Genomic DNA, 25925 nt, shown 5'->3' with positions numbered 1-25925 from the left:
CCTCAGTTTTTTGCTTTTACTTTTGGAAGTATTTTTTTGAGCGGTATATTATGTTCAGTTGTCCAAGTTGATGGATCTTCGTGATCAAACTGCTCTAAAAAGCGAATGACTTCTTTTGTGATCGGCGTCGGTGTTGAAGCTCCCGCTGTAACTGCAACGGTATTAACGCCTTTCAGCCATTCGAGCTTCAATTCGCTTAAGTCGCCGATCCGGTATGCTTTTGTCCCGGCTATTTCCTCTGACACTTGAGCAAGCCTATTTGAATTGTTGCTTTTCGGGTCTCCGACAACGATTGTTAAGTCCGCTTTTTTTGCCTGCTCTGATACAGCTTCCTGCCGCACTTGAGTAGCGAGGCAAATCTCTTGGTGATATTCGACATGAGGATATTTTTCTTTGACAAGCTCCATAATGTCGTGGACATCCCATTGAGACATTGTTGTTTGATTCGTCACGATTAACTTCTCTGCTTGGATATCAAGGTTCTTTACATCTTCTTCTGTTTCAACTAAGTGAACGATCTCCGGCGCTACGCCAACGGCTCCCTCAGGCTCTGGATGCCCTTTTTTGCCGATATAGATTACGTGATATCCTTTTTCTTTCATCTCTAAGATTAGATTATGAGTTTTCGTCACATCCGGACATGTAGCATCAATTGCGACTAACCCTTTTTCTTCTGCGATTCTTCTGACTTCGGGAGAAACACCGTGCGCAGTGAAAATGACAGTTCCTTTGTCAACCTGCTTTAAGATGTCCAGACGGTTAGAGCCGTCCAATGTAAAAATCCCTTCCTCTTCAAACGCATCAGTGACGTGTTTATTATGAACAATCATCCCGAGTATATAGATGGGTCTTGGCAAGCTTTTATCTAGTGACGCATTTTTGGCAATGACCATAGCATCAACAACACCATAGCAATAGCCGCGCGGTGAAATTTTAATTACGTCCATTTTCGGTTGTCCTCCAATACTGAAGTGAGTAAAGGCAATATAAAAAGCCGTAATCAAACGGCTCTATTCTTGCATTCTTCTGATCTCATTATAGCCAATCTCACTTCAGATATCAAAGAATGTTAAATATATAATCTCGGTTTTGAACTGCCTGATGTTCTTTTCGGAGCAGGAGAGGCAGCTTCCTTTTTCATCGGGGCAGATGTTTTTGATTCTTGTTCTTTATTGTCAGTTGTTTTAGATTTTTTTGGGAGAGAAGAACTTTTTGGTTTTGATTTTTTGTTCCCATCTGAGGTTTTTGTTTCAGTCTCTTTTTCTTTTTCTGATGATTCTTCTGAAACGGATTGTTTTTCACTTTCCTCATTGGCCTCTGTTTCAGTATCATCACTTTTACTTAATTGGCTGTACAGCTTCATCATTGCTGGCAGATTTCGGACTAATGGGCCGTACTGCTGGATCATAGGGGTGACTTGCTGCGCCATGCCGAGTACTTTTTGCACATTTCCAAGCATACTGGATAATGATGCAGGATTGGCGATATTTTGAATGCCTTGCAGGCCAGCACCTCCGCTCGCTGCGGCACCTGCTCCTGGAACTCCGGCGCTGCCAGCGCCTCCCCCGCCGGGTAGGAATCTTGACAGCATTCCTTTTAAGCCTCCGCCTGCACCTGCACCATTTCTCGCTCCGGCATTTGCCTGAGGAAGAAATTGTCCGGCTTGCTGAAAACCTTGCTGCTGTGCTCCAAATGAAGGTCCTCGCATATTAGGCGGTCTTCTGCCCATCATTCGCTGATTTGGCATGGGGCGGGGCGGTCCGGGCTGTGGGTAATTTCTCATTGGCTGCTGCGGTGAAAACATACTTGTACCTCCTTTCAGCTCTCTCTGCTATTAGAATATGCATGGGCTGCGGTATTTGCTTTACATAACTGAATAAAACAAACGCCTTGCAAACGTGGTGTTTTTAAGCAAAATCGGGTATAATGTGATGATGGACACATAATGTGCCGCTTTAAGGAGCTGGGAAAAATGAAAGAAACGAAATTTGAACTTTATGAATTGAAACCATTTATTATAGATGCAGTACATCGCCTTGGTTTTTACGAACCGACTGATATCCAGAAAAGGCTGATTCCTGCAGTGTTAAAAAAAGAAAGCGTCATCGGCCAGTCTCAGACGGGTACTGGAAAGACTCACGCTTATTTACTGCCTTTATTAAACAAAATCGATCCTGCTAAGGATGTCGTTCAGGTAGTCATTACGGCTCCGACAAGAGAGCTAGCCAACCAGATTTATCAGGAAGCGCTTAAAATCACGCAGGGTGAGGAAGGCAGTCAGATTCGCTCGAAATGTTTTATCGGAGGCACTGATAAACAAAAATCAATTGATAAATTGAAAATACAGCCGCATCTTGTTGTCGGTACACCCGGACGGATTGCTGACTTAATCAAAGAACAGGCGTTAAGTGTTCATAAAGCGGAATCTCTTGTTATTGATGAAGCGGATTTAATGCTGGACATGGGATTTCTTGCAGATGTAGATTACATCGGTTCCCGCATGCCTGAGGATCTGCAAATGCTTGTGTTCTCAGCGACCATACCGGAAAAGCTGAAACCATTCTTGAAGAAATACATGGAAAATCCGAAATACGCCCATGTGGAGCCAAAACAGGTGACTGCTGCGAAAATCGAGCATATCCTCATTCCTTCGAAACATCGTGACAAGGACAAGCTCCTTTTTGACATCATGTCGCATCTGAATCCATACCTGGGGATTGTGTTTGCCAACACGAAAAATACGGCTGACCATATTGCCCAGTATCTGACTGGCAAAGGCATGAAAATCGGCTTGCTGCACGGCGGATTAACACCACGTGAGCGGAAAAAAGTCATGAAGCAGATCAATGATTTGGAATTCACATATATCATTGCAACTGACCTTGCCGCAAGAGGTATTGATATTAAAGGTGTCAGCCATGTTATCAACTATGAGCTGCCGGATGATCTCGATTTCTATGTTCACCGTGTGGGCAGAACGGCTCGTGCCGGCTCATCAGGACAAGCGATGACCATTTATGAGCTTACTGATGAGGATGCATTAGTAAGACTTGAAAAAATGGGCATCGAATTTGATTACTTAGAGCTTGAAAAGGGCGAATGGAAAAAAGGCGATGACCGTCAGCGCCGCAAAAAGCGTAAAAAAACGCCGAATGAAGCGGATGAAATTGCTCATCGTCTCGTGAAAAAGCCGAAGAAGGTTAAGCCTGGGTATAAAAAGAAAATGAGCTATGAGATGGAGAAAATCAAGAAAAAACAGAGAAGAAACCAATCTAAGAAAAGAAAGTAGGGGAACCTGTTGCTGAGAATAGGCTCACACGTCTCTATGAGCGGAAAACATATGCTTCTGGCTGCAAGCCAGGAAGCAGTCTCTTATGGGGCGAATACGTTTATGATCTATACAGGCGCACCGCAAAATACGCGCCGAAAGAAAATTGAAGACTTAAATATAGAAGCAGGCCGGGCACATATGCAAGAAAATGGCATTGACGAGATTATCGTACACGCGCCTTATATTATTAATATTGGCAACACGACAAATCCGTCCACTTTTGAGCTGGGTGTTGATTTTCTTCGTTCAGAAATTGAACGGACAGCGGCCATCGGAGCCAAGCAAATTGTCCTTCATCCTGGCGCTCACGTAGGGGCAGGAGCTGAAGCCGGCATCAAAAAAATTATTGAAGGCTTAAATGAAGTGATTGATCCGAATCAAAATGTCCAGATTGCATTAGAAACAATGGCTGGAAAAGGATCAGAATGCGGCAGAAGCTTTGAGGAGCTTGCGCAGATTATCGAAGGCGTTACACACAATGAGCAGTTGTCAGTGTGCTTTGACACGTGCCATACACATGATGCCGGGTATAACATTGTCGAAGACTTTGACGGAGTGCTAAATGAGTTCGATAAAATCATTGGCATTGACCGTATTAAAGTGCTTCATATCAATGACAGCAAAAATGTCAAAGGTGCGAGAAAAGACCGCCATGAAAATATTGGCTTTGGTGAAATAGGTTTTGACGCACTGCAATATGTTGTTCACCATGAGCAGTTAAAAGACATTCCAAAAATTCTTGAAACACCATACGTCGGTGAAGATAAAAAGAACAAAAAACCGCCATACCGTTTTGAGATTGAAATGCTGAAAGAAAAACAATTTGATGATACATTGCTCGAAAAGATTTTACAGCAATAAAAAATGGGGGATAACACCCCCATTTTTTAGCTTGTAAATTGTTTGAATAGTTCATTAACTGTTTGAGCTGTTTCTTTCGATGTAATCGTCTCTACTTGTTTCAGCAGCCGCATTCGTTCACTCTCATTAAAGATGTTTACATTTTTCCCGTATAACAGGTTCGCTACTTCAACGGCCTGCGATCTTGTTAAGCTGATTCCGTATTGTTTTGAGTACTTCAGCAAATCATCAGCAGTAGCCTGATTAAGCCGCTGTAAAATAATTCTTTGAAATAAAATCATCGGTCAATCCACCTCCAGACTTAATGTATGGGCAAATCAGTAAAATGTGTCAGTGTTTAATGGTAAAATAGATTTATAATGTATTTAAAATAGTTATTGCAGGAAAGGAGATTTTATGACCCCAACAAAACAACATAAGAAAGAAACATTTACCCATTTTATTTTCAGGGTCTTTATGATTCTGGTAGGAGCTGCATCTGCGGCTGTAAGTATTGAATTATTTTTAATCCCCAATGATTTTATTGATGGCGGGATTATCGGTGTATCACTTATTTTAGACCACCTCTTTATGTCAAACCCCTTTCTGAATTTCGCTTTTTTCGTTGTCATATTAAATATTCCTTTTATGATCTTCGGATATAAATATATCGGTAAGACCTTTCTAGTCTCTACGTTTATAGGGATTGTCGGGCTTGCCGTTATTGAATCCTCACTTCACCATGTAGAAGCCATTACAACCCAGCCTATTTTGGCTACTGTGTTCGGAGGTCTTTTACTCGGCTTTGGCGTCGGGCTTGTTATTCGAAACGGAGGTTCAATGGATGGTACAGAAATTCTCGGTATTTTGCTGACCAAAAAACTCCCGTTTTCAGTAGGTGAGTTCGTTATGTTCATCAATGTGTTCATTTTCATTTGGGCAGTTTTTGTGTTCGGTCCTGAGCAAGCGATGTACTCATTCATGACTTATTATATTGCGATGAAAACGATTGATGCCGTGATCCAAGGGCTTGATGAAACAAAAGCTGTCATTATTGTGTCTGAGCAGTATGATGAGATTTCCGACGCGATTTTGCACCGTCTCGGTCGGGGCACAACGAAGCTGAAGGGGAAAGGCGGATATACGGACGAAGAAAAAGACGTAATTTACGCGGTTGTCACAAGGCTGGAAGTGACAAAGCTCAAATCGATCGTGTTTGAAGTTGATCAAAATGCATTCATAACAATTATGAATACTCATGAAACGAGAGGCGGAAAATTCAAAAACGCAATCCACTAGGCTTTCATTTACTTTTATTCATTTTATGGGTATAATTTTATCTGCAGTAAAGAAAATGGCTTGCTGGACAGACAGCTGCCATTTTCTTTTTCATACATGTGATACGTTCTTAAGCAAAGCGAAAAGGGGGACCCTTCATGAACGTACAAGAAGCGTTGAACCTACTAAAAGAAAACGGATATAAATATACAAACAAACGGGAGGATATGCTGCAGCTTTTTGCTGATTCAGACAGATATCTTACCGCTAAAAACGTACTGTCTGCACTGAATGATGATTATCCAGGCTTAAGCTTTGATACAATCTACAGAAATCTTTCTTTATATGAAGAACTTGGGATTTTGGAAACAACTGAGCTGTCCGGTGAAAAGCTCTTCCGATTTAAGTGTTCATTCACCCATCACCACCATCATTTTATTTGTCTTGCCTGCGGCAAAACAAAGGAAATTGAATCATGTCCGATGGACAAGCTTTGTGATGATTTGGATGGCTATCAGGTCAGCGGGCATAAATTTGAGATTTATGGCACATGCCCTGATTGTACAGCGGAAAACCAAGAAAACACTACTGCGTAAAATGCGTATATATGAATAAGGGGCCCGGTTTGGGCTCCTTTTTCAGTTATTGACGCGTATTAAGTGATGTTTGTTGTTGTTCATCCATTGAACGGCTTCTAGCCAGTTGTTTACTCTGATGATGTTTGAATCAATCGGAAGCTGATTATAAGGGGAATTGAACAAAATCACCGGTATCCCGGCTTCTTTCGCAATCATCATGGCGTTACCGTGATGATCCTCAAAAAACAGGTCGATGTTATGATTCTTGACCGCTTCAACTTTGTGATGACCGCCAACGAGTTCGATGTGGTCATAATGAATGTTTTGTCTCTCAAACCATTCATAGGTAATATCAGTTAAATGAGTCCGTCTCGCTGTAATATAAATAAGCTTGTGCTCCTCTTTGAGAAGATCAAGTGACTGTTTCGCATGCTGTGCAAGCAATGCTTCCTTATATATGATCGCTTCATTTTGATTCATCCAATCCCAAAATTCTTCCTGGGTAATGTTTAACAGCTTTGTTAAATCATAATCCGTCATATCGTTTAATGAAATGGAAAGATTAAACGAACGGTTCAAATAAGGGACGAATGTATCCTGAGCCGTGATTGTGCCGTCAATATCTATTCCTAAGCGTAACATGCCCACACTCCTTCAGTTTCATCCCTTCAAGTGTAACATAAACAATTGACATTAACAGAAAAGTTTAGCAAACATGAATCAGGCAAAATGGATCAAACTATAAAAGCTCCTTTAATAAAACAGAAGGGGGAATTGAAGGTGGCAAACGATTACGAAAAGCGTGATAACAACAGTTACTATGTTGATCATGGATCTGAAGGGACAAATATTACCCGCGACAATGACGGTTTTTTTGAGGAAACAGCTGCTGAAATCGCAGAGCCTTATCGTGCTGCTGACCGCAGCAATGACCAAGACAATGATCGCAGCGGCGGCAATGTCAATGAAGGACGTGGAATAGGGTACATCGCTTTAGCCTTGTCCATCATTTCATTGTTTGTACTGCCTGTTTTATTGGGAGCTGCCGGTATTATTGTCGGCTATATCGCAAGAAGAAGAGGTGCTCAAGGCCTTGGTGCCTGGGCAATGGGTATCGGTGTCGTTTCATTAGTGCTTGGAATATTTATTATTCCATTTTTCTAACACAAAAAAGCTTGACGGGTTCCCGTCAAGCTTTTTGTGTTTCTTCTTTTAATTTTGCTTTTTCAGCTTCAAGTTTTGCGTAGTGTTCCTCAGCAAGAATGTCAATTTCTTTTTTGAGTTCTTCTACCATCGTTTCCTCTGGAACCTTACGGACAATTTTCCCTTTCCGGAACAGCAGTCCTTCACCGCGTGCGCCGGCGATTCCGATATCAGCTTCTCTCGCTTCACCAGGTCCGTTTACAGCGCAGCCGAGAACAGCAACTTTAATCGGCGCTTTTATCTTAGAAATATACTCTTCCACTTCATTGGCAATGCTGATTAGATCAATCTCAATACGGCCGCAAGTCGGACATGAGATGAGCGTGGCAGCATTGGAGGCTAAGCCGAAAGATTTCAGAAGCTCCCTTGCTACTTTTACCTCTTCTACAGGGTCTGCGCTTAGTGAAATGCGCATGGTGTTCCCGATGCCTTTGCTTAAAATGGCGCCGAGTCCTGCTGCGCTCTTTACTGTGCCGGCAAACAGCGTTCCTGACTCGGTGATCCCGAGGTGAAGCGGGTAGTCAAACGCTTTCGCCGCTTTTTCATAAGCCTCGATTGCAAGGTTCACGTCAGAGGCCTTCATGCTGACAATAATATCGTGAAAATCAAGATCCTCAAGAATTTTAATGTGATGAAGTGCGCTTTCTACCATTCCATCGGCAGTCGGATAACCGTATTTTTCTAAAATACGTTTTTCCAATGAACCGGCGTTTACTCCGATTCTGATCGGAATGCCTTTGTCTTTGGCCGCTTTAACAACCGCTTCAACTTTTTCGCGCCGGCCGATGTTGCCGGGGTTGATTCGGATTTTATCTGCGCCGCCTTCAATGGCTTTCAACGCAAGTTTATAATCGAAATGTATGTCAACAACGAGAGGAATGGAAATGCGCTTTTTAATATCCGCAATGGCGTTTGCTGCCCGTTCATCCGGACATGCTACCCGAACGATTTGGCATCCGGCTTCAGCCAAACGGTTAATTTCCGCAACCGTTGCTTCTACATCATGTGTTTTTGTTGTTGTCATGCTTTGGATGACAACTTCATTGTTGCCGCCTATTGTTAAAGGTCCCACTTTGACGGGACGCGTTTTTGTACGATGTGTGATTTCACTCACTTGCAATCGCTCCTTAATTGTAGTTGCCGCTTCTAGATATAACAATTCTAGTATGGTTTATGTGAATTTTTTTTTACAAATTACATTGTAACAGTGTCTTCGCCGAACTGACAAGAAATTAACGTTAAATTAAGGGTAGACCGGGAATTTATACGCTGTTCCCGCTTGAATGTCATTGGCTTTCACATTTGGATTCAGTGCTTCAAAATCCTTTACAATGTCATCCGGAGAACCTGCTGATCCGACTATCGACATAACCGTATCACCCGGCTTTACCTTCACCGTTTTATAAGCCGGTTCTTGTGCAGCCGTTTTTGCTGATGCTTCATAGACAGGGAGGTCCTGAATGGGTATTGTTCCAATTTTAAGGTCATAAAAAAGAATAAAAAGTATAAAAACAATGCTGCATACTAAGGTGAGACGCTTCATCGCTTTTCCTCCCGCATACGAAATTTTATATCATAGTATGCTTGTCCATTTCGATTCATGACAAAAGAAAAGAGACTGCGAATGCAGCCTCGGTTTATACAGCAGCTTTTTTGGACGGAATCTCTTTTAAAACGAGAAACAGGATGACAAAATTGACAAACCAGTTCAGTAAAAATTCACTTGGTACGGTTGCTTCTAGTGCCCGCATGATTGTAAAGAATACAGTTGAAAGGGTGATGGAATAAGCAGAAAGCTTCCAGAGCTGATGATAGGATAAATGTTTTTTCTGCGAATTCTTAATGATTAACCCGATAAGCGCTAAAAACGATACTTCAATAAATTTTCCCGCTGCTGTTACGAGAAAAATAAGAGCTGAGAGAACAGTTACAATCATCGCTTTATTTTGGTTTAACCCTGCAATGACATCTTTTTTCTGTAACTCTGACGGCATCATTGAGTAAGACATTTCTTGGGCCTGTCCGTCAATGGCCAAAACAAATTTGTTCTGAAGGATGCCGATCGCGTTTTGCTTTGCTTCAATTTGTTCAGTGCCATAGGAGTCTGTCGGATCGAACACGATAACGAAACCATTTGCTTGAGATTCCGTGGCTTTTTTCTCATCCGTTTGAAGTTTGCCGTTTGAAATTGTGAAATCAGGGAAATCTTTGTTTAAAACAGTTTTAAAGCCGTTCATTGATTTTACGGTCCCTGTACTTACATAATAAGCGGTAGGGATTGCAAACAGGACAGAGAGCAAAAATACATAAAGAATCGCTTTTCCGATTCCTTGAAATCTTGTTTTTGCAATATCACGGGGAGAGTATGTACTTTTAATGAAAAGCTGAAACACATTCACTATCTTCACTTCCTAGCTAAACTAATATATGTTGCTTATTGTATCGTTGCATGCGTGTGAATACAAGGAAGACATGAAGAAGTAGAGTAAAATGGGAGGATGGAAGCTATGGATATGTTGTATTGGCTGTTGATTGCAGCGGTTTTTATCATTGCCTTTATCGGGCTGGTGTATCCTGTTATTCCGAGCGTAGTATTTATTGTTGCCGGATTTGTATTGTACGGATTTTTATTTTCATTCAGTCCGTATTCTTATATGTTCTGGCTTGTTGAGGCAGTTTTTGCCGCAGTATTATTCGCAGCAGATTACGTGTCGAATCTGCTTGGAGTAAAAAGGTTCGGAGGAAGCAAAGCTGCCATATGGGGAAGCACGATCGGTTTATTAATCGGGCCTTTTGTCATTCCGGTTGCAGGGATCATATTGGGGCCGTTTATCGGGGCTGTTTGCGCAGAACTTATCGTCCATCAGAAGGACTTAAAGTCAGCGTTTAAAATTGGTCTCGGCTCACTCATTGGTTTTTTAACAGGGGTTATTGCAAAGGGCATCATACAGCTTTTGATGATCGGATACTTTTTATGGACGGTCCTATAAGAAATGCTGGCGGCAGGTTTAATGGGGCAGATTATCGGTTAAAGTGAAATATGTCCGCTGAAATGAGCCAAATCGTGAGCTTTTTCATTGATTACAAAGCATTCTTTTGTTACATTGAATGAAGAAAGGCTCGCTGTGAAGCGGCATTTCAGTACATATATACTAAGGAGGAATTATCATGGCTTACGAACTTCCAGAATTACCTTATGCGTACGATGCTTTAGAACCGCATATCGACAAGGAAACTATGACTATTCACCATACGAAACACCACAACACATACGTTACAAATTTAAACAAAGCGGTTGAAGGAAACACTGCTCTTGCCAACAAATCAGTTGAAGAGCTTGTTGCAGATCTTGATTCTGTTCCTGAAAACATCCGCACTGCAGTCCGCAACAACGGCGGCGGACACGCAAACCACAAATTATTCTGGACACTTTTATCTCCAAACGGCGGAGGCGAACCGACTGGCGCGCTTGCTGAAGAGATCAACAGTGTATTTGGAAGCTTTGACAAATTCAAAGAGCAATTCGCAGCAGCAGCAGCTGGACGCTTCGGTTCTGGCTGGGCATGGCTTGTTGTGAACAACGGTAAACTTGAAATCACAAGCACGCCAAACCAAGATTCTCCGCTTTCAGAAGGCAAAACGCCTATCTTAGGTCTTGACGTTTGGGAGCATGCTTACTACCTTAACTATCAAAACCGCCGTCCTGATTACATTTCAGCTTTCTGGAATGTTGTAAACTGGGACGAAGTGGCTCGTCTATACAGCGAAGCAAAATAATGGCACAAACAAGGTCCTCATTATGGGACCTTGTTTTTTTATGTCTTCTTTTTACATATCTCGGTTTGAGTGAGACAGACTAAGGGATAGTAAAGGGGAGTCAGTAATGAGCAAACTAAAAAAAGTGATAGGCGATGTAGACGTAAACAAAGGGTTACTCTTTCTGCTGACCATTGGCGGGCTTTACTCGCTGGGAATTGCACTGTCCAATACATTTGTTAATGTGTATCTTTGGAAGCAGTCAGGGAAATTTATTGATTTGGCGATATATAATTTATCCATTGTGACAATGCAGCCGATAACCTTTTATTTGGCTGGACGGTTAGCCAAAAAAATAGACAGGGTATTCATTTTAAGGTTCGGCGTCATTTTTTTAGCTGCCTTTTATTTAAGTGTGCTTTTAGCCGGAGAAACGGCGGCCAGCCGCCTCGTGCTAATCGGCGCGGTGCTCGGAGTTGGCTATGGCTTTTATTGGCTAGCGTTTAACGTACTGACCTTTGAAATAACAGAGCCGGATACACGAGACTTTTTCAACGGGTTTATGGGCATTCTGTCTTCCTCTGCAGGAATGATCGGCCCGATTGTAGCCGGATTCGTGATCTCAAGGCTTGAAAATAATACGGGTTATACAGTGATTTTCAGTCTCTCCCTCAGTTTATTTGCCCTGGCTGTCGTAATGAGCTTTTTCTTAAAACGGAGAGAATCAAAGGGCCGTTTTATGCTGAGCAAAGTATTTGGAGAGCGCCATAGCAATATGAATTGGCGGAGAATCACGAATGCGCATTTTTTTCAGGGTTTGAGAGAAGGGATTTTTGTCTTTTTAATCAGTGTGTTTGTATTTATTGAGACAAACAGCGAACTTGCTCTCGGTACATTCGGTCTTGTCAATTCAGCTGTTTCCTTCTTTGCCTACTACTTTGCATCCAGGCTGATTAAGAAAAAGGCGAGAAAAAAATCGATTTTGCTGGGCGGACTTATTTTGTATGGGGCGCTGTTTTTGATTCTGTTTCATATGAGCTTTTCGACATTATTAACGTACGGCGTTTTTATTGCCATCGGCTATCCTCTGTTGCTTGTGCCATATGTATCACTTACATATGATGTGATAGGGCGGGCGAGGCATGCCAGAAAAGCAAGAATTGAATATATCGTGCTTAGAGAAATGTTCTTGAACGCCGGCAGAATTGTTTCCATTTTGTGCTTTCTCCTGATTGTGGCCCTTCTGAAAGAGGATGTGGGAATTCCTTTGTCACTTGCGATATTGGGTATAGGACATCCTTTGATTTATTACTTTGTCAAGGATATCCGTTTTAAGGAGAAAGAAGGGGAAAATGAAACCATGGAAGAAGATGGCCAAAAACGGGTAACAGAACCGACCCTGTTAAAAGGCGAGAGATAATTTTTTTGCCAAAAAGGGGTTATCTGTAGAAAAAAGTCGAAAAAACCTTTAAAATGAAAACTGGCACTCTTACTTGAGTGTCTTTTCTTTCTGTAAATAGAAAAGGTGATGTTATGAGGAGAAATAAACCAAAAAAGCAAAATCATAAAGAGAAAAAGAAGTCGCTTCCGATCCGGCTGAATATTTTATTTTTAGCTGCCTTTGTTATATTTACCTGGATTATTGTGGAACTGGGCATCAAGCAGATCGTGCAAGGCGATGATTACAAAAACCAAGCGAATAAGCAGGAACAAAGTGAAGTCAGCTCAGCGGTACCGCGCGGGAAAATTTATGATCGAAACTTTAATGCCATTGTGACAAATAAGGCTTTAAATGCAATCACATACACGAGATCTAAATCGACCACGCAAGAACAGCGCTTAAAGATCGCAAAAAAGCTGTCTGACATGATCAAAGTCGATACAAAAAAAGTAACAGAACGGGATAAAAAAGATTATTGGATTTTGACTAGACCGAAAGAAGCGAAAAAGCTGATTAGCTCTAAAGAAAGACAGCAGGTTGAAGACAAAAAAATATCCGATGACGATTTATACCAGCTTCAGCTAAAACGGATTACTGATAAGCAGTTGAATGAATTGACGGATAAAGATATGCAGATCCTCGCTATCAAAAGACAGATGGATTCGGGCTATGCATTGACCCCTCAATATATCAAAAACGAAGATGTATCAGCGAAGGAAATGGCAGTGGTAAGTGAACATTTAGACGAACTGCCAGGTGTTGATGTCACGTCCGATTGGGAACGTGAATATCCGTATAAAAACCTTCTTCGCTCAGTCCTCGGAAGTGTTTCCAGCTCTAATGAAGGATTGCCGTCCAACTTGCTCGACCATTATCTGTCGCTTGGCTACAGCCGAAATGACAGGGTCGGAAAAAGTTATCTGGAATACCAATACGAAAGCCTTCTGCAGGGCCAAAAAGCCAAAGTCGAAAATATCACAGATTCAAACGGCAATGTCACGGGAACGAAAACCGTTTCTGAAGGTAAAGCCGGTAAAGATCTCGTGCTTACGATTGACATTGATTTGCAAAAAGAAGTGGAAAAAATCATTGAGAAGAACCTCAAATCTGCTAAAGCAAGACCAAGCACTCAATTGTTAGACCGGGCATTCGTTGTCATGATGGACCCAAGAAATGGTGAAGTGCTTTCAATGGCGGGCAAGCAGATTAAACAAGAAAATGGGAAATATAAAATTGATGATTACGCTTTAGGTACAATGACGTCATCTTACGCCATGGGTTCAGCAGTCAAAGGCGCAACAGTCTTGACAGGCCTTCAAACCGGAGCTATCAATCTGAATACTGTTTTTCAAGATGAACCTTTATATATTGGTCAGGATAAACGCGGTAAAAAGTCATGGACTAACTTAGGACCGGTCAATATTCAAAGAGCCTTAGAGCAGTCTTCTAACGTATTTATGTTTAAAACAGCGATCGCGCTCGGAAAAGGTGAATATAAACCGCACCAAGCTTTACCGATTGATACGACGGCCTTTGATACGTTCCGTAATTATTTCAGCCAATTTGGATTAGGTGTCAAAACTGGAATTGATCTTCCGAATGAAATGACAGGCTATAAAGGAACAGACAGATTGACGGGATTCTTGCTTGACTATGCAATCGGCCAATACGACACATATACACCGCTGGAACTGGCGCAATACGTATCAACGATTGCAAACGGCGGGTATCGCTTAAAACCTCAGCTTGTGAAAGAAGTCAGGGATCCTAATCCTGAAAAAGGAATCGGTGCTGTCGTACAATCCGTTCAGCCGGAAGTGCTGAATAAAATCGACATGAAGAGTGAATATATTAAAGAGGTTCAGGCCGGATTCAGACGGGTGATGACAAAAGGGACAGCTGCCAGCCAATTTGCTTCAGCGTCATATCAGCCAGCCGGTAAAACAGGAACAGCACAATCGTTCTATGATGGACCTGATAAATCAAAAACAGGAACATCGACTTATAATACGACACTTGTTGCCTATGCACCGGCTGATAATCCTGAGATTGCGATCTCTGTAGTAGTCCCTTGGGCTTATATTGATTACAGCGCTAAATATACCATTACAAACGAAATCGGCAGGGAAGTAATGGATAAATATTTTGAGCTGAAATCGAAGCAGGACAAAGAAGATACTCAGCAAAAGAATAAAGACAAAATTGAAGAAAATGCAGAAAACACAACGTCTTCTGATAACTAAAAAGAAACGCTCACATGATGTGGGCGTTTTTTTTTATACAAAAAAACGCACTGATTTACAAAACCTTAACATTCGGTTCAAACCCTTTTTACATAGAACCTTTACTCTATACGTGTAGGACAAATTACACATTATACGCAGGGGGAATTCAGGAAATGAAAAAAAACAAATTGGTGCTTATGCTTCTGATGGCTGCATTTATGATGATTGCAGCTGCATGCGGAAATGCAGGAGAAAGTAAAAAATCGAATAGCGATTCTGCAAAAGGAGAAGAAAAGGCATCAGGTTCTTTAACCATTTCTGGTTCATCGGCAATGCAGCCACTAGTACTTGCAGCCGCGGAAAAATTTATGGAAGAAAACCCTGATGCTGATATACAGGTACAAGCTGGCGGTTCTGGAACAGGGCTTTCTCAAGTCTCTGAAGGAGCTGTTCAGATCGGGAATTCAGACGTTTTTGCAGAAGAAAAAGAAGGCATCGATGCAAAAGCGCTTGTCGATCATCAAGTCGCTGTAGTTGGTATGGCAGCAGCTGTAAACCCTGATGCTGGTGTGAAGGATATTTCAAAAGATGAATTGAAAAAAATCTTCACTGGCAAAATTAAAAACTGGAAAGAGCTCGGCGGCAAAGACCAAAAGATTACACTTGTAAACCGTCCTGATTCTTCTGGCACACGTGCTACATTTGTGAAATATGCGCTTGACGGAGAAGAACCTGCAGAAGGCATTACTGAAGATTCCTCCAACACGGTGAAAAAAATCATTGCTGATACTCCGGGAGCGATTGGATATCTTGCATTCTCATATTTAACAGATGACAAAGTAACTGCTCTATCTATTGACGGTGTTAAACCTGAAGCGAAAAATGTAGCAACTGGCGAGTATCCGATCTGGGCTTATCAGCATTCTTATACAAAAGGTGAAGCGACAGGTTTAGCTAAAGAATTTCTTGATTATCTAAAGAGTGAAGACATTCAAAAAAGCATTGTTACTGACCAAGGCTACATTCCGGTTACTGATATGAAAGTGACACGCGATGCCAACGGGAAGCAAAGCTGATCTTAATAAAAAGAGGAGTGCGGGGACAACCGTTTCTCCTCTTAACACATTCATAGGAGTGTAAAACAATGATAAACAATAGAGAAAATATGTCTGTGAGCGAGCGTTTAATCAGCTCAAGGCAAAATCGGCAATTGGATGAAGTTCGGGGAAGAATGATAGTCACAGCTTGTGCGCTGATTATGATTGCGGCATCTGTTGCAATCACCATTTTCCTCGGCGTGAAGGGGCTGCAATCTTTTCTTGTAAATGGTGTAAGCCCAATTGAATTCTTAACGAGCTTAAATTGGAATCCTACAGATAGTGATCCGAAATACGGAGTGCTGCCATTTATTTTTGGCTCATTTGCAGTAACGATTCTTTCTGCTCTAATCGCTGCGCCGCTTGGCATTGCAGGTGCGATTTTTATGACAGAGATTGCCCCGAATTGGGGAAAGAAAGTGCTGCAGCCGGTGATTGAGCTTTTAGTCGGTATTCCATCTGTTGTTTATGGATTCATAGGTCTTACAGTATTGGTGCCGTTTATCGCCCAGTTCAAATCGAGCGGAACAGGGCACAGTTTATTGGCGGGAACGATTGTCCTTTCCGTCATGATTCTCCCGACGATCACATCGATTTCTGCTGATGCAATGGCTTCTCTTCCGAAGAGTTTACGAGAGGGTTCTTACGCGCTTGGTGCGACAAGATGGCAGACGATCAGAAAAGTACTTGTGCCTGCAGCTTTTCCAACATTGATGACAGCTGTTGTGTTAGGCATGGCTCGGGCGTTCGGTGAAGCTTTGGCTGTTCAGATGGTCATTGGAAATACAAGAGTATTGCCGGAAAGCCTGTTTGACACTGCGGGAACGCTGACAACGATCATCACGCTGAATATGGGCCACACCACATACGGAAGTGTTGAAAACAATACGCTGTGGTCAATGGGGCTTGTGCTTCTGGTGATGTCATTCCTGTTCATCCTGCTTATTCGCTACTTGTCATCTAGGAGGAAAGTGTAATGAACCGCAAAATAACAGATAAACTGGCGACCGGAATGTTTGGTTTGTGTGCAGCCATTATCGCTGCCATTTTAGTAGGTTTGTTTTCCTATATTATTATAAACGGTGTTTCTCAGCTCAGTTTTCAATTTATTACAACAAAATCGAGCGCCATTGCAGCTGGAGGAGGCATACGAGATCAGCTGTTTAACTCCTTTTATATTTTGTTTATTACAATGCTGATTACAATCCCGCTCGGTGTGGGCGGCGGAGTCTTCATGGCTGAATACGCGCCTAATAATAAAGTAACTGACTTCATCAGAACATGTATAGAGGTGCTTTCATCTCTTCCGTCTATTGTCATTGGGATGTTTGGATTATTGATGTTTGTCAACTTAACAGGCTGGGGATATACGATCATAGGCGGAGCGCTTGCGTTAACTGTTTTTAACCTTCCTGTCATGGTGCGTGTGACAGAAGACGCGATCCGTTCAGTCCCTAAAGATCTGAAGGAAGCCTCTCTCGCTTTAGGTGTATCACGCTGGCATACCGTAAAAACAGTTTTAATTCCAAGTGCGATTCCTTCTATCATCACAGGAGCAATTTTAGCGTCAGGAAGGGTGTTCGGGGAAGCGGCCGCATTATTATTTACGGCAGGCCTGACAACACCGCGTCTTAATTTTACGGAGTGGAACCCGTTTTCGGAAACATCACCGCTTAATATTTTCAGGCCCGCTGAAACACTTGCGGTCCACATTTGGAACGTCAATACACAAGGAATGATTCCGGATGCTGAAGCGATTGCCAACGGTGGTTCTGCCGTGCTGGTGATTTCTGTTCTTGTGTTTAATCTCGCGGCGAGATGGCTTGGCACGATGATCTACAAAAAGCTTACGGCAAATTAGAACGGAAAGAGGCGAAAAACATGTCTGAACAAATGGTAAAAGAAAAAACTGAGCGAGCTGTTATTGTTCCGAAGCAGAACCACGTGCTTGAGGTCAAAGATCTGTCCATTTATTACGGAAATAAACAAGCCGTTCATCATGTAAACATGGATATTGAAAAAAATGCGGTGACTGCTTTAATTGGGCCGTCGGGATGCGGAAAATCCACTTTTTTGAGAAATATTAACCGAATGAACGATTTAATTCCATCTGCAAGAGCGGAAGGTGAAATCCTTTATGAGGGATTAAATATATTGGGCGGCAATATTAACGTTGTCAGCTTGAGAAGGGAAATCGGAATGGTTTTCCAAAAACCAAATCCATTTCCGAAATCGATCTATGCGAATATCACACATGCATTGAAATATACCGGAGAGCGGAATAAAGCTGTTTTAGATGAAATTGTGGAAGAAAGTTTAACAAAAGCGGCCCTCTGGGATGAGGTGAAGGATCGTTTACATTCATCCGCACTCTCGTTATCCGGCGGCCAGCAGCAGCGTTTATGCATCGCGAGAACGCTTGCGATGAAGCCGGCTGTTCTTCTGCTTGATGAACCAGCTTCAGCGCTTGATCCGATTTCAAATGCGAAAATAGAGGAATTAATTACAGGATTGAAAAGAGAATACTCAATTATTATTGTCACGCACAATATGCAGCAGGCTCTGCGGGTTTCTGACCGGACGGCATTCTTTTTAAACGGCGAGCTTGTAGAATACGGACAGACCGAACAGATTTTCACGAGTCCGAAAAAGCAAAAGACAGAGGATTATATTAACGGGAAATTCGGATAGGAGGGCGGCAATGAGTATTGCTACCGAAGCTGTAATGAAACAGGAAGTCTATCAAGTCAATGGAATGAACTTATGGTATGGACAGCATCATGCTTTAAAAAATATCAATTTGAGCATTTATGAAAATGAGGTTACGGCGATTATCGGTCCATCCGGATGCGGGAAATCGACCTTTATCAAGACATTGAATTTAATGATTCAAATGACGCCAAATGTAAAGCTTGCAGGTGAGCTGAACTATAATGGCAGCAACATTTTAAAGGATAAAGTGGACATCGTGGATTTACGGAAAAATATCGGCATGGTATTCCAAAAAGGGAACCCGTTTCCGCAATCTATTTTTGATAATGTGGCTTACGGACCGAGAGTCCACGGCACCAAAAATAAGAAGAAGCTTCAGGAAATTGTGGAAAAGTCATTAAAAGACGTGGCGTTATGGGATGAGGTGAAGGATCGATTGCATACGTCCGCTCTTTCGCTGTCAGGGGGCCAGCAGCAGCGTCTTTGCATCGCCAGAGCACTTGCGACCAATCCAGATATTTTGCTGATGGATGAACCGACATCTGCACTAGATCCAATCTCAACGAGGAAAATTGAAGAACTCATTCTAGAGCTAAAAAATAAATATACAATTGTCATTGTCACGCATAACATGCAGCAGGCAGCAAGGGTTTCTGATCAAACCGCCTTTTTCTACATGGGCGAGCTTGTTGAATGCGACAATACGAATAAAATGTTCTCTAACCCGAAGGATCAAAGAACGCTCGATTACATTTCAGGAAAGTTTGGATGAAAAAAACAGGCTGAGTCAGCCTGTTTTTTATCGTGTTAACGTTTTTACGATCTTTTTGAAACTCATGTCTGATTTTACTTTAAACTCGCCGGCACGAATTTCTTTGTGATAGCCGGCATCAATGACATAGTCATTAAAGTCTTGAGCCGAAGAGATAATGCCCTCTTTTTCAAGAATAGCAGATACATCCGCAGTGCTCATGCCATCTTTAATTTTGAGCTTGTACGTTTTGACTTTGTCTGTTTTCGTGTCTGAGCTGCTGTCATCGGTCAACGATTTCTCTTTTGAATCAAGAAGTTTTTGATATTCATCACGGTTCACAGAAACCATTTTTTTAGAATCAAGGTAATTGTTCACGTCTTGTTCAGTTACTGTTTTATTATCTTTTACAGCAGCGGCCTGGTCTTCGTCAGTCAGATAAAAAACAGCTGCAAGAACGGCTGTCGCTAAAATGATGCCGCCAGCAAATGCCTGAATGCCCCGTTTTGTCATACGAGCACCTTCTCATTATCTTTGATAATCGTATTCACGTCTTCCACTGATACATGCTCAGCTTTAGCAATCGCTTCAGCTGACATACCGTTATTATATTTAGAAAGTATTTGTTTAGCGATTTTTTGATTGATGTCGTTCTGCTTTGATTTGCGAATGACAAGGTTTGTTTCCAGTAATTCTTCCTCAAGCACTGTCATTTTCTTTTTGAGCTTGTAAATTTCCTGCATCGCAGAAAGCTGCAGTGTTTCGAGCTCCTGTTCTACATCTTTCATCGGGTCTCTTTGAGAATATGAGAATGCAATTAGCGCTATACTGACGATAAACAACGCAATAATAGCAATTTCCACGTTTCATCACCTTCTATTCTTTTTTTATCCTTCTTTTTTATACCATAAAACCAATAGTTTCTAAAGGAATTCGCGAAAAAAACGAGATTTTGTCGAGAAATCTTTCTTTGCTTCTTCTTTATGTAATGGTTTAATAGGAACACGAAGTGAACGATTGGAAAGGAGAATGTTAGGAGTCCATGGATAAACACCCATTTCCCTATAATATACGACATAAGCTTTCCTTTTTTAGGGACACATTCGACATAATCATTCAAAACGCCCACACCTTGACCGTAAGCTGGGAAATCTCAGAAGAAACAATGCGGCTGGCTGAAGCGGTCCTTTTCGAAAAAACGCAGGATATGATAAAAGAATTGCGCATTGTCATCAAAAGAAAAGACATTGAAGCTGTCAGGACAAAACGCACAACGTATGATAAAGGCGAATGGACGATTAGACAGGCGGCTGGTGATGCTGTATATCGGGCTGAATACAGAATTGTGAATTCAATGAATGTCTCTCTCAAGCTTGCCGGTACAGACGACATCTATCTTGATGAAAATGGGATTCGTCATATAAACAGTTTTCAGATTGAAGAAGCGCACACCAGTTGGGAGGCGCAATTTTCTGCATACACCTGTTATGGGAGAGGGGAAAAAGAACGGTGAACATTCTCATGCTTTCACCCGAACATCCCGATGAGCCGAAAAGCGGGCTCGGTGTCCATTTAAACCGCCTCATTTCCTATTTAAATCCTCATATCAACATTACAGTTTGTACTCCGAGCGGGCAGTTGTTTTCGTATGCGAAGTTTGAAGATTGCATAGCTGATGCTAACTTTACAATGGTTCGCCATGTGTTATCACACAATAAACGCTTTGATCTGATTCATGCCCATGATGACACAACTGCCCCTGCCGCCCAGTATTTGAAACAACGGCTTGGCCTTCCGCTTACTGCGACAATCCACGGTCTTGAAAGAGAAAGGAAGAAGGTGTGCCGAGAAGCCCCACACCCATACAGGCTCAAGACCGAACGGCTCCTTATAGAATCCGCTGATGCATTGATCGTATTAAGCACATTTATGAAGCGGTCTCTTAATAAGGCAGCACATAAAAAAATAACTGTTATCCCAAGCCCTGCATCTATGGAGGAAGAGAAGGGGAAAATCCAAAGAAGCATAAATAGAAGATTCCTCTTTTCATATGGAAGGTTCGTTCCGGAAAAAGGATTTTCGCAGCTGTTAAAGGTATTTGCCATCTTGAAGCAGCGTCAGCCTGACCTCTATCTAGTGCTGGCTGGGGAGGGGCCGTCTCTGTCCTCCTATGAGAAATTGGCTGCGGCATATAACCTGAAGGATCGTGTCATGTTCCTGCCGTTTCTCAATAGGAAAGACATCAGAACGTTACTGTCTCACTGTGAAATGGCTGTTTTCCCTAGTTCTTATGAACCGTTTGGGCTTGCCGCGCAAGAAAGCATGGAACAAGGTGTGCTGACTGTCGTTTCTCAGTCGGGTGGTTTTTGTGATTATGCCGTTCATGACAAAACGGCAGTCATCGCTAATTTTACGCTCGTACAGGAAGCGGCTGATCTGCTGGACAGCTTTTTAAAAGACCGGGAAAAAGCCCGCCGGATAAAAGAAGCTGGCAGACAACAAGTGTTCAAGCTCCACCACCCCCGACTCATTACGTCATCATATTTGCAGCTTTATGAGCGTATCTTCAATAATTCAGCAATTCATTGAAAAACAGCCTAGCATTCCGTCCATTATAGTGGTATTATATATAAGTCTGAATAAGTAAATGATTTTAGTTTGGAGGGAAAATAATGCGCGTTAATATTACTTTGGCTTGCACTGAATGTGGTGAGCGTAACTATATTTCTAAAAAGAACAAACGCAACAATCCAGACCGCGTTGAATTTAAAAAATATTGCCCACGTGATAAAAAATCTACGTTACACCGTGAAACAAAATAACAGCCTTGCTGTTTGAGGTGTAAGAAAAAAGCCAGAGCTTTGAAAAAGGTTCTGGCTTTTTTTCTATTCCGAGGGGGATGAGAGATGAAATCACAATTAAGAAAAAAGACGCTGGAGGCACTATCTGCTTTATCAAATGAAGATATTCTTCAAAAAACGGAACGTATGTATAAGTACTTGTTTTCTCTGCCGGAGTGGCAAAATGCCGGCACCATTGCCGTCACTATTTCCAGAGGATTAGAGATACCGACGCGTCCTGTCATTGAGCAGGCTTGGGAAGAAGGGAAACAAGTTTGCATCCCAAAATGCCATCCGGACACGAAGAAAATGCAATTTCGCACATATCAGACTGATGATCAGCTCGAAACCGTGTATGCCGGACTGCTCGAGCCGGTAATTGAAAAAACAAAAGTAGTAAACCCATCACAAATTGACTTGATGATCGTTCCAGGTGTTTGTTTTGATGTTAACGGGTTTAGGGTCGGCTTTGGAGGCGGCTATTATGATCGCTATTTAAGTGAATATGAAGGGAAGACAGTCTCATTGCTTTTGGAGTGCCAGTTGTATGCGCACGTACCCAGTCTGCCACATGACATCCCGGTACAAAAGCTGATAACAGAGGATCGGATTATTTCTTGTTTTTCATAACTTTCCTGTCCCTTATTCGAGAATAAATAAGGCAGAATAACAAACCCTATTGGCAGGAGGGATATCATGAAAAAACTTTTGATTTATGCCATTTTCGCGGTTTCTGCCGTCATGTTTTATCAAAATCGCTACCGTCTTATGAATACTGTACTCAGCCAGCCAGGAATCAGGCGGTCTTTTATCCATTTGTTTTTAAGAATTCCATTTATCCGCAATAAGTTTATACAGCAAGCTTTCTAAAATCCCGTGAAAAACGGGATTTTTTGCTTTCAGTAGGCGTTTCGGAGCGCCAGCTGTTATAATGAAAAAAAACTATTGGAGCGGTAAACATGTTTTTGCTGGAGTATACATATTGGAAAATTGCGGCGCACCTGGTGAATAGCGGGTATGGCGTCATACAAGCCGGTGAGTCAGATGAGATATGGCTGGAAGCTCCGGACAAGTCCTCTCATGATCTAGTTCGTCTTTATAAGCACGATCTTGATTTCCGTCAAGAAATGGTTAGAGACATCGAAGAGCAGGCCGAACGAGTAGAACGAGTCAGACATCAATTGGGCAGACGAAGGATGAAGCTGCTGAATGTGTTTTTTTCAACGGAAGCCCCTGTTGATGACTGGGAAGAGATTGCAAAAAAAAACGTTTGAGAAGGGAACTGTGTCAGTTGAGCCGGCGATCGTTAGAGGAACGATGCTTCGAGATGATCTTCAAGCGGTTTTTCCATCATTTCGTACAGAAAATTGTAGAGAGGAACACGCTTCGTTTGAAGACGTGCAAATGGCGCGAGAACGCTTCCTTTCGCTAGTGCTGAAACAAGAAGAACAGAGAAAAACTGAAGCGGCGGTTTTTCAAAATGGAAAACCGATTTTTACATATTTATTTATTGCGCTTCAGATCCTAATGTTTTTCTTGCTCGAAATAAACGGGGGCAGCACAAATACGGAGACGCTGGTCGCTTTTGGAGCAAAAGAAAACAGCCTGATTGCACAAGGAGAATGGTGGCGGCTTCTGACACCGATCGTGCTTCACATCGGCATAGCGCATTTAGCTTTTAATACGCTGGCTTTATGGTCGGTTGGTACAGCGGTTGAGCGGATGTATGGATCGGGGAGATTTTTGCTGATTTATCTGGCTGCTGGCATTACGGGTTCGATTGCGAGTTTTGTGTTCAGCCCGTATCCTTCGGCAGGGGCATCAGGAGCCATATTCGGATGCTTAGGTGCATTACTGTATGTTGCTTTATCTAATCGAAAAATGTTTTTAAGAACCATAGGAACCAATATTATTGTCATTATTATCATCAATCTGGGCTTTGGTTTTGCAGTTTCAAATATTGATAATTCAGGACATATCGGCGGCTTGATTGGCGGCTTTTTCGCTGCAGCGGCATTGGGGTTGCCCAAAGCCAGAGCCTTTGGAAAAAGAGTGTTGTCAGCGGTTTTGCTGATTGCTTTGGCTGCCGGTTTTTTATATTACGGATTGCATTCGCCTTCACACCAGGAGTCAGCGCTGATTCAGCAGGCAAGCGAGCTGTATCAGGAAGGAAAGTATGAAGAAGTAACAGAATTGCTGAACGGAGAAGCAGAGCAAAAAGATGCCTCTGCCGATCTTTTGAAAATTCTTGCTGTATCTGATATTCAAATCGGCGAATATGATCAGGCGGTTTCCCTTTTGGAACGAGCAGTGAAAAAAGAACCTAAAGACCATGCTTCCTATTACAATTTAGCCTTATTGTATGCGGAAAAAAATGAGCTTGCACTAGCAGAAAAGGCCATCAGGCTGGCTTTAAAATTGGAGCCGAAGGAGCAGCGCTACAAGGAGCTGCAGCAACAAATTGAAAACAATAAAGAATCATAAAGGTGGAATATGGAAAGGAGGCTGGCTTTTTTGTCAGCGTTTTCTTCTTGACTGACCGCTTCCTTATGAATACGCTTATGATAGTTAAGTTCAAGAAATGGTGAGGAAAATGAATACATTTTATGATGTGCAACAGCTGTTAAAAACGTTTGGCCACATTGTTTATTTTGGAGACAGAGAGCTTGAAATTGAGTTTATGCTGGATGAATTAAAGGAATTATACATGAACCACATGATTGAAAAGGAGCAGTGGGCCAGAGCGGCAGCTGTCCTTCGAAAAGAATTGGAACAAACAAAAAACGGAAGAGATTTCTATAAAGGCTAAGGTGATAAAAATGGACGAGATATGGTTTGCGGGCATTGACCTGGGAGGAACGACGATTAAACTCGCTTTTATTAATCAATATGGTGAAATTCAGCATAAGTGGGAAGTTCCGACTGATAAAACTGGCGACACGATTACTGTCACAATTGCAAAAACAATCGACAGCAAGCTGGATGAGCTGCAAAAACCGAAGCACATCATCAAATACATCGGAATGGGTGCACCAGGCCCTGTAGATATTTCGTCAGGAGTTGTTTATGAAACAGTAAATCTAGGGTGGAAAAATTATGCTTTGAAAAACCATCTGGAGACAGAAACCGGCATCCCAGCTGTTATAGAAAATGACGCGAATATTGCTGCGCTCGGGGAAATGTGGAAGGGAGCGGGTGATGGCGCAAAAGACGTCATTCTCGTGACGCTTGGCACAGGAGTTGGCGGAGGCATCATTGCAAATGGTGAAATTGTACATGGCATAAATGGCGCCGGCGGAGAAATCGGCCATATTTGCAGCATCCCTGAAGGCGGAGCGCCCTGCAACTGCGGCAAAACGGGCTGTATCGAAACAATTGCGTCAGCAACCGGAATTGTAAGAATTGCAAAAGAAAAAATAGCAAATGCTAAAAAGACGACACGTTTACAAGCAACCGAACAATTGTCAGCGCGGGATGTGTTTGAAGCGGCGGGTGAAAATGATGAAATTGCCCTTGAGGTGGTTGATTATGTAGCCAAGCACCTTGGTTTGGTGCTCGGAAATTTGGCAAGCTCGCTTAATCCATCCAAAATCGTTCTTGGCGGCGGCGTATCGAGAGCCGGAGAACTGCTGAGATCAAAAGTTGAGAAAACATTCCGCAAATGCGCGTTTCCGCGGGCTGCCCAAGCTGCTGATATTTCAATCGCAGCACTTGGAAATGATGCCGGCGTTATCGGAGGCGCTTGGATCGCTAAAAATGAATGGCTGAAACATCAAAATTGTTAAAATTGTGTAAATCAAATTGATTTTTTGTTGTGCTCAGGTTAAGATTTAATTTGATGTGTTAATAAGAATGTTGGGAATAGACTGATTT

General features: G+C 42.2%; 30 protein-coding genes and 1 pseudogene. 22 read left to right on the top strand and 9 right to left on the bottom strand.

Translation table 11 applies throughout. The features are described 5' to 3' along the window. Positions 1 to 2 precede the first annotated feature (2 nt). Positions 3 to 947 (bottom strand): 4-hydroxy-3-methylbut-2-enyl diphosphate reductase, encoded by a 945-nt coding sequence (locus M1D65_RS12380; protein ID WP_014477361.1) that lies wholly within the window; start codon positions 945 to 947, stop codon positions 3 to 5. Between the two features lie 122 nt (positions 948 to 1069). Then, positions 1070 to 1804: a VrrA/YqfQ family protein gene (gene vrrA / locus M1D65_RS12375; protein WP_046160600.1), complete on the bottom strand. Its 735-nt coding sequence runs from the start codon at positions 1802 to 1804 to the stop codon at positions 1070 to 1072. 168 nt (positions 1805 to 1972) lie between these two features. Between vrrA and cshB the strand changes: the two genes are divergently transcribed. Both cshB and M1D65_RS12365 read left to right on the top strand, forming a co-directional pair. Further along, complete coding sequence (gene cshB / locus M1D65_RS12370; RefSeq protein WP_021480044.1) at positions 1973 to 3289, top strand: DEAD-box ATP-dependent RNA helicase CshB; 1317 nt, start codon at positions 1973 to 1975, stop codon at positions 3287 to 3289. A gap of 9 nt (positions 3290 to 3298) precedes the next feature. Beyond that, a complete protein-coding gene (locus M1D65_RS12365; RefSeq protein ID WP_009967756.1) occupies positions 3299 to 4192 on the top strand; it encodes a deoxyribonuclease IV in 894 nt (297 codons plus the stop codon). A gap of 26 nt (positions 4193 to 4218) precedes the next feature. Here the strand turns inward: M1D65_RS12365 and M1D65_RS12360 are convergent, their stop codons facing one another. Then, complete coding sequence (locus M1D65_RS12360) at positions 4219 to 4473, bottom strand: DUF2624 domain-containing protein (protein ID WP_003230076.1); 255 nt, start codon at positions 4471 to 4473, stop codon at positions 4219 to 4221. 115 nt (positions 4474 to 4588) lie between these two features. On the opposite strand from M1D65_RS12360, the gene M1D65_RS12355 reads away from it, so the two are divergent. Both M1D65_RS12355 and zur read left to right on the top strand, forming a co-directional pair. Next, complete coding sequence (locus M1D65_RS12355) at positions 4589 to 5470, top strand: YitT family protein (RefSeq protein ID WP_003230077.1); 882 nt, start codon at positions 4589 to 4591, stop codon at positions 5468 to 5470. 137 nt (positions 5471 to 5607) lie between these two features. After that, the gene (gene zur, locus M1D65_RS12350) at positions 5608 to 6045 is read left to right on the top strand and encodes a zinc uptake transcriptional repressor Zur (RefSeq protein ID WP_004398578.1); all 438 of its coding nucleotides are present in this window, start codon (positions 5608 to 5610) and stop codon (positions 6043 to 6045) included. 42 nt (positions 6046 to 6087) lie between these two features. Here the strand turns inward: zur and M1D65_RS12345 are convergent, their stop codons facing one another. Continuing rightward, positions 6088 to 6669, bottom strand: coding sequence for a nucleotidase (locus tag M1D65_RS12345; protein ID WP_021480042.1), 582 nt, complete (start codon positions 6667 to 6669; stop codon positions 6088 to 6090). Between the two features lie 132 nt (positions 6670 to 6801). Here M1D65_RS12345 and M1D65_RS12340 point away from each other — a divergent pair, with 132 nt between their 5' ends. Then, entirely contained in the window at positions 6802 to 7191 is a 390-nt protein-coding gene (locus M1D65_RS12340; protein WP_010886568.1) for a DUF308 domain-containing protein, read from the top strand. Positions 7192 to 7216: 25 nt separating this feature from the next. Here M1D65_RS12340 and ispG read toward each other — a convergent pair whose 3' ends face one another. The 3 genes from ispG to M1D65_RS12325 all read right to left on the bottom strand — a co-directional run bounded on the left by ispG (position 7217) and on the right by M1D65_RS12325 (position 9629). Next, a complete protein-coding gene (gene ispG / locus M1D65_RS12335; protein ID WP_010886567.1) occupies positions 7217 to 8350 on the bottom strand; it encodes a flavodoxin-dependent (E)-4-hydroxy-3-methylbut-2-enyl-diphosphate synthase in 1134 nt (377 codons plus the stop codon). Between the two features lie 123 nt (positions 8351 to 8473). After that, a complete protein-coding gene (locus M1D65_RS12330; RefSeq protein ID WP_021480041.1) occupies positions 8474 to 8773 on the bottom strand; it encodes a LysM peptidoglycan-binding domain-containing protein in 300 nt (99 codons plus the stop codon). A gap of 94 nt (positions 8774 to 8867) precedes the next feature. Next, on the bottom strand, positions 8868 to 9629 hold the full coding sequence (locus M1D65_RS12325) for a DUF1189 domain-containing protein (RefSeq protein ID WP_015384107.1): 762 nt from the start codon (positions 9627 to 9629) through the stop codon (positions 8868 to 8870). A 108-nt stretch (positions 9630 to 9737) separates the two neighbouring features. On the opposite strand from M1D65_RS12325, the gene M1D65_RS12320 reads away from it, so the two are divergent. The 9 genes from M1D65_RS12320 to pstB (M1D65_RS12280) all read left to right on the top strand — a co-directional run bounded on the left by M1D65_RS12320 (position 9738) and on the right by pstB (M1D65_RS12280) (position 19233). Further along, the gene (locus M1D65_RS12320; RefSeq protein ID WP_004398518.1) at positions 9738 to 10220 is read left to right on the top strand and encodes a DUF456 domain-containing protein; all 483 of its coding nucleotides are present in this window, start codon (positions 9738 to 9740) and stop codon (positions 10218 to 10220) included. Positions 10221 to 10398: 178 nt separating this feature from the next. Next, a complete protein-coding gene (gene sodA / locus M1D65_RS12315) occupies positions 10399 to 11007 on the top strand; it encodes a superoxide dismutase SodA (RefSeq protein ID WP_004398583.1) in 609 nt (202 codons plus the stop codon). 106 nt (positions 11008 to 11113) lie between these two features. After that, the gene (locus M1D65_RS12310) at positions 11114 to 12406 is read left to right on the top strand and encodes an MFS transporter (protein WP_003230095.1); all 1293 of its coding nucleotides are present in this window, start codon (positions 11114 to 11116) and stop codon (positions 12404 to 12406) included. A 113-nt stretch (positions 12407 to 12519) separates the two neighbouring features. Beyond that, positions 12520 to 14670 (top strand): penicillin-binding protein 2A, encoded by a 2151-nt coding sequence (gene pbpA / locus M1D65_RS12305; RefSeq protein WP_014477354.1) that lies wholly within the window; start codon positions 12520 to 12522, stop codon positions 14668 to 14670. A 155-nt stretch (positions 14671 to 14825) separates the two neighbouring features. After that, on the top strand, positions 14826 to 15728 hold the full coding sequence (locus M1D65_RS12300; protein WP_014480275.1) for a phosphate ABC transporter substrate-binding protein: 903 nt from the start codon (positions 14826 to 14828) through the stop codon (positions 15726 to 15728). A gap of 68 nt (positions 15729 to 15796) precedes the next feature. Then, positions 15797 to 16726, top strand: a complete 930-nt coding sequence (gene pstC, locus M1D65_RS12295) for a phosphate ABC transporter permease subunit PstC (RefSeq protein WP_014477352.1) — start codon at positions 15797 to 15799, stop codon at positions 16724 to 16726. Beyond that, positions 16726 to 17610 (top strand): phosphate ABC transporter permease PstA, encoded by an 885-nt coding sequence (gene pstA, locus M1D65_RS12290; RefSeq protein WP_003230103.1) that lies wholly within the window; start codon positions 16726 to 16728, stop codon positions 17608 to 17610. Before pstC ends, pstA begins: the two co-directional genes overlap by 1 nt. 20 nt (positions 17611 to 17630) lie before the next feature. After that, positions 17631 to 18440 carry a phosphate ABC transporter ATP-binding protein PstB gene (gene pstB, locus M1D65_RS12285; RefSeq protein WP_276352918.1) on the top strand — a complete coding sequence of 270 codons (810 nt, stop codon included), beginning with the start codon at positions 17631 to 17633 and terminating at the stop codon, positions 18438 to 18440. A gap of 10 nt (positions 18441 to 18450) precedes the next feature. Then, positions 18451 to 19233, top strand: coding sequence for a phosphate ABC transporter ATP-binding protein PstB (pstB, locus tag M1D65_RS12280; RefSeq protein WP_014480273.1), 783 nt, complete (start codon positions 18451 to 18453; stop codon positions 19231 to 19233). Positions 19234 to 19260: 27 nt separating this feature from the next. Here pstB (M1D65_RS12280) and M1D65_RS12275 read toward each other — a convergent pair whose 3' ends face one another. Both M1D65_RS12275 and M1D65_RS12270 read right to left on the bottom strand, forming a co-directional pair. After that, positions 19261 to 19725, bottom strand: coding sequence for an endolytic transglycosylase MltG (locus tag M1D65_RS12275; RefSeq protein ID WP_014480272.1), 465 nt, complete (start codon positions 19723 to 19725; stop codon positions 19261 to 19263). After that, positions 19722 to 20075 carry a hypothetical protein gene (locus tag M1D65_RS12270; protein ID WP_003245993.1) on the bottom strand — a complete coding sequence of 118 codons (354 nt, stop codon included), beginning with the start codon at positions 20073 to 20075 and terminating at the stop codon, positions 19722 to 19724. The genes M1D65_RS12275 and M1D65_RS12270 overlap by 4 nt, the downstream gene beginning before the upstream one ends. A 179-nt stretch (positions 20076 to 20254) precedes the next feature. On the opposite strand from M1D65_RS12270, the gene M1D65_RS12265 reads away from it, so the two are divergent. From M1D65_RS12265 to glcK, 8 genes and pseudogenes are all read left to right on the top strand, one after another. Then, positions 20255 to 20725 carry a hypothetical protein gene (locus tag M1D65_RS12265; RefSeq protein ID WP_038829723.1) on the top strand — a complete coding sequence of 157 codons (471 nt, stop codon included), beginning with the start codon at positions 20255 to 20257 and terminating at the stop codon, positions 20723 to 20725. Then, complete coding sequence (locus tag M1D65_RS12260; protein WP_273797501.1) at positions 20722 to 21801, top strand: glycosyltransferase family 4 protein; 1080 nt, start codon at positions 20722 to 20724, stop codon at positions 21799 to 21801. Before M1D65_RS12265 ends, M1D65_RS12260 begins: the two co-directional genes overlap by 4 nt. An 83-nt stretch (positions 21802 to 21884) precedes the next feature. Then, the gene (rpmG, locus tag M1D65_RS12255) at positions 21885 to 22034 is read left to right on the top strand and encodes a 50S ribosomal protein L33 (protein WP_003153056.1); all 150 of its coding nucleotides are present in this window, start codon (positions 21885 to 21887) and stop codon (positions 22032 to 22034) included. A gap of 84 nt (positions 22035 to 22118) precedes the next feature. Further along, on the top strand, positions 22119 to 22682 hold the full coding sequence (locus M1D65_RS12250; RefSeq protein WP_038829725.1) for a 5-formyltetrahydrofolate cyclo-ligase: 564 nt from the start codon (positions 22119 to 22121) through the stop codon (positions 22680 to 22682). A gap of 66 nt (positions 22683 to 22748) precedes the next feature. Next, the gene (locus tag M1D65_RS12245; protein WP_003230126.1) at positions 22749 to 22922 is read left to right on the top strand and encodes a hypothetical protein; all 174 of its coding nucleotides are present in this window, start codon (positions 22749 to 22751) and stop codon (positions 22920 to 22922) included. A gap of 89 nt (positions 22923 to 23011) precedes the next feature. Next, positions 23012 to 24536: pseudogene (gene yqgP, locus M1D65_RS12240) on the top strand (rhomboid protease YqgP). Between the two features lie 109 nt (positions 24537 to 24645). Next, positions 24646 to 24861, top strand: coding sequence for a YqgQ family protein (locus M1D65_RS12235; protein ID WP_004399107.1), 216 nt, complete (start codon positions 24646 to 24648; stop codon positions 24859 to 24861). A 10-nt stretch (positions 24862 to 24871) separates the two neighbouring features. Beyond that, a complete protein-coding gene (gene glcK / locus M1D65_RS12230) occupies positions 24872 to 25837 on the top strand; it encodes a glucose kinase GlcK (protein WP_049141212.1) in 966 nt (321 codons plus the stop codon). Positions 25838 to 25925: the final 88 nt, after the last annotated feature.

Source organism: Bacillus sp. JZ39, from assembly GCF_053903145.1.
This window is presented reverse-complemented; position numbering and strand designations above follow the sequence as displayed.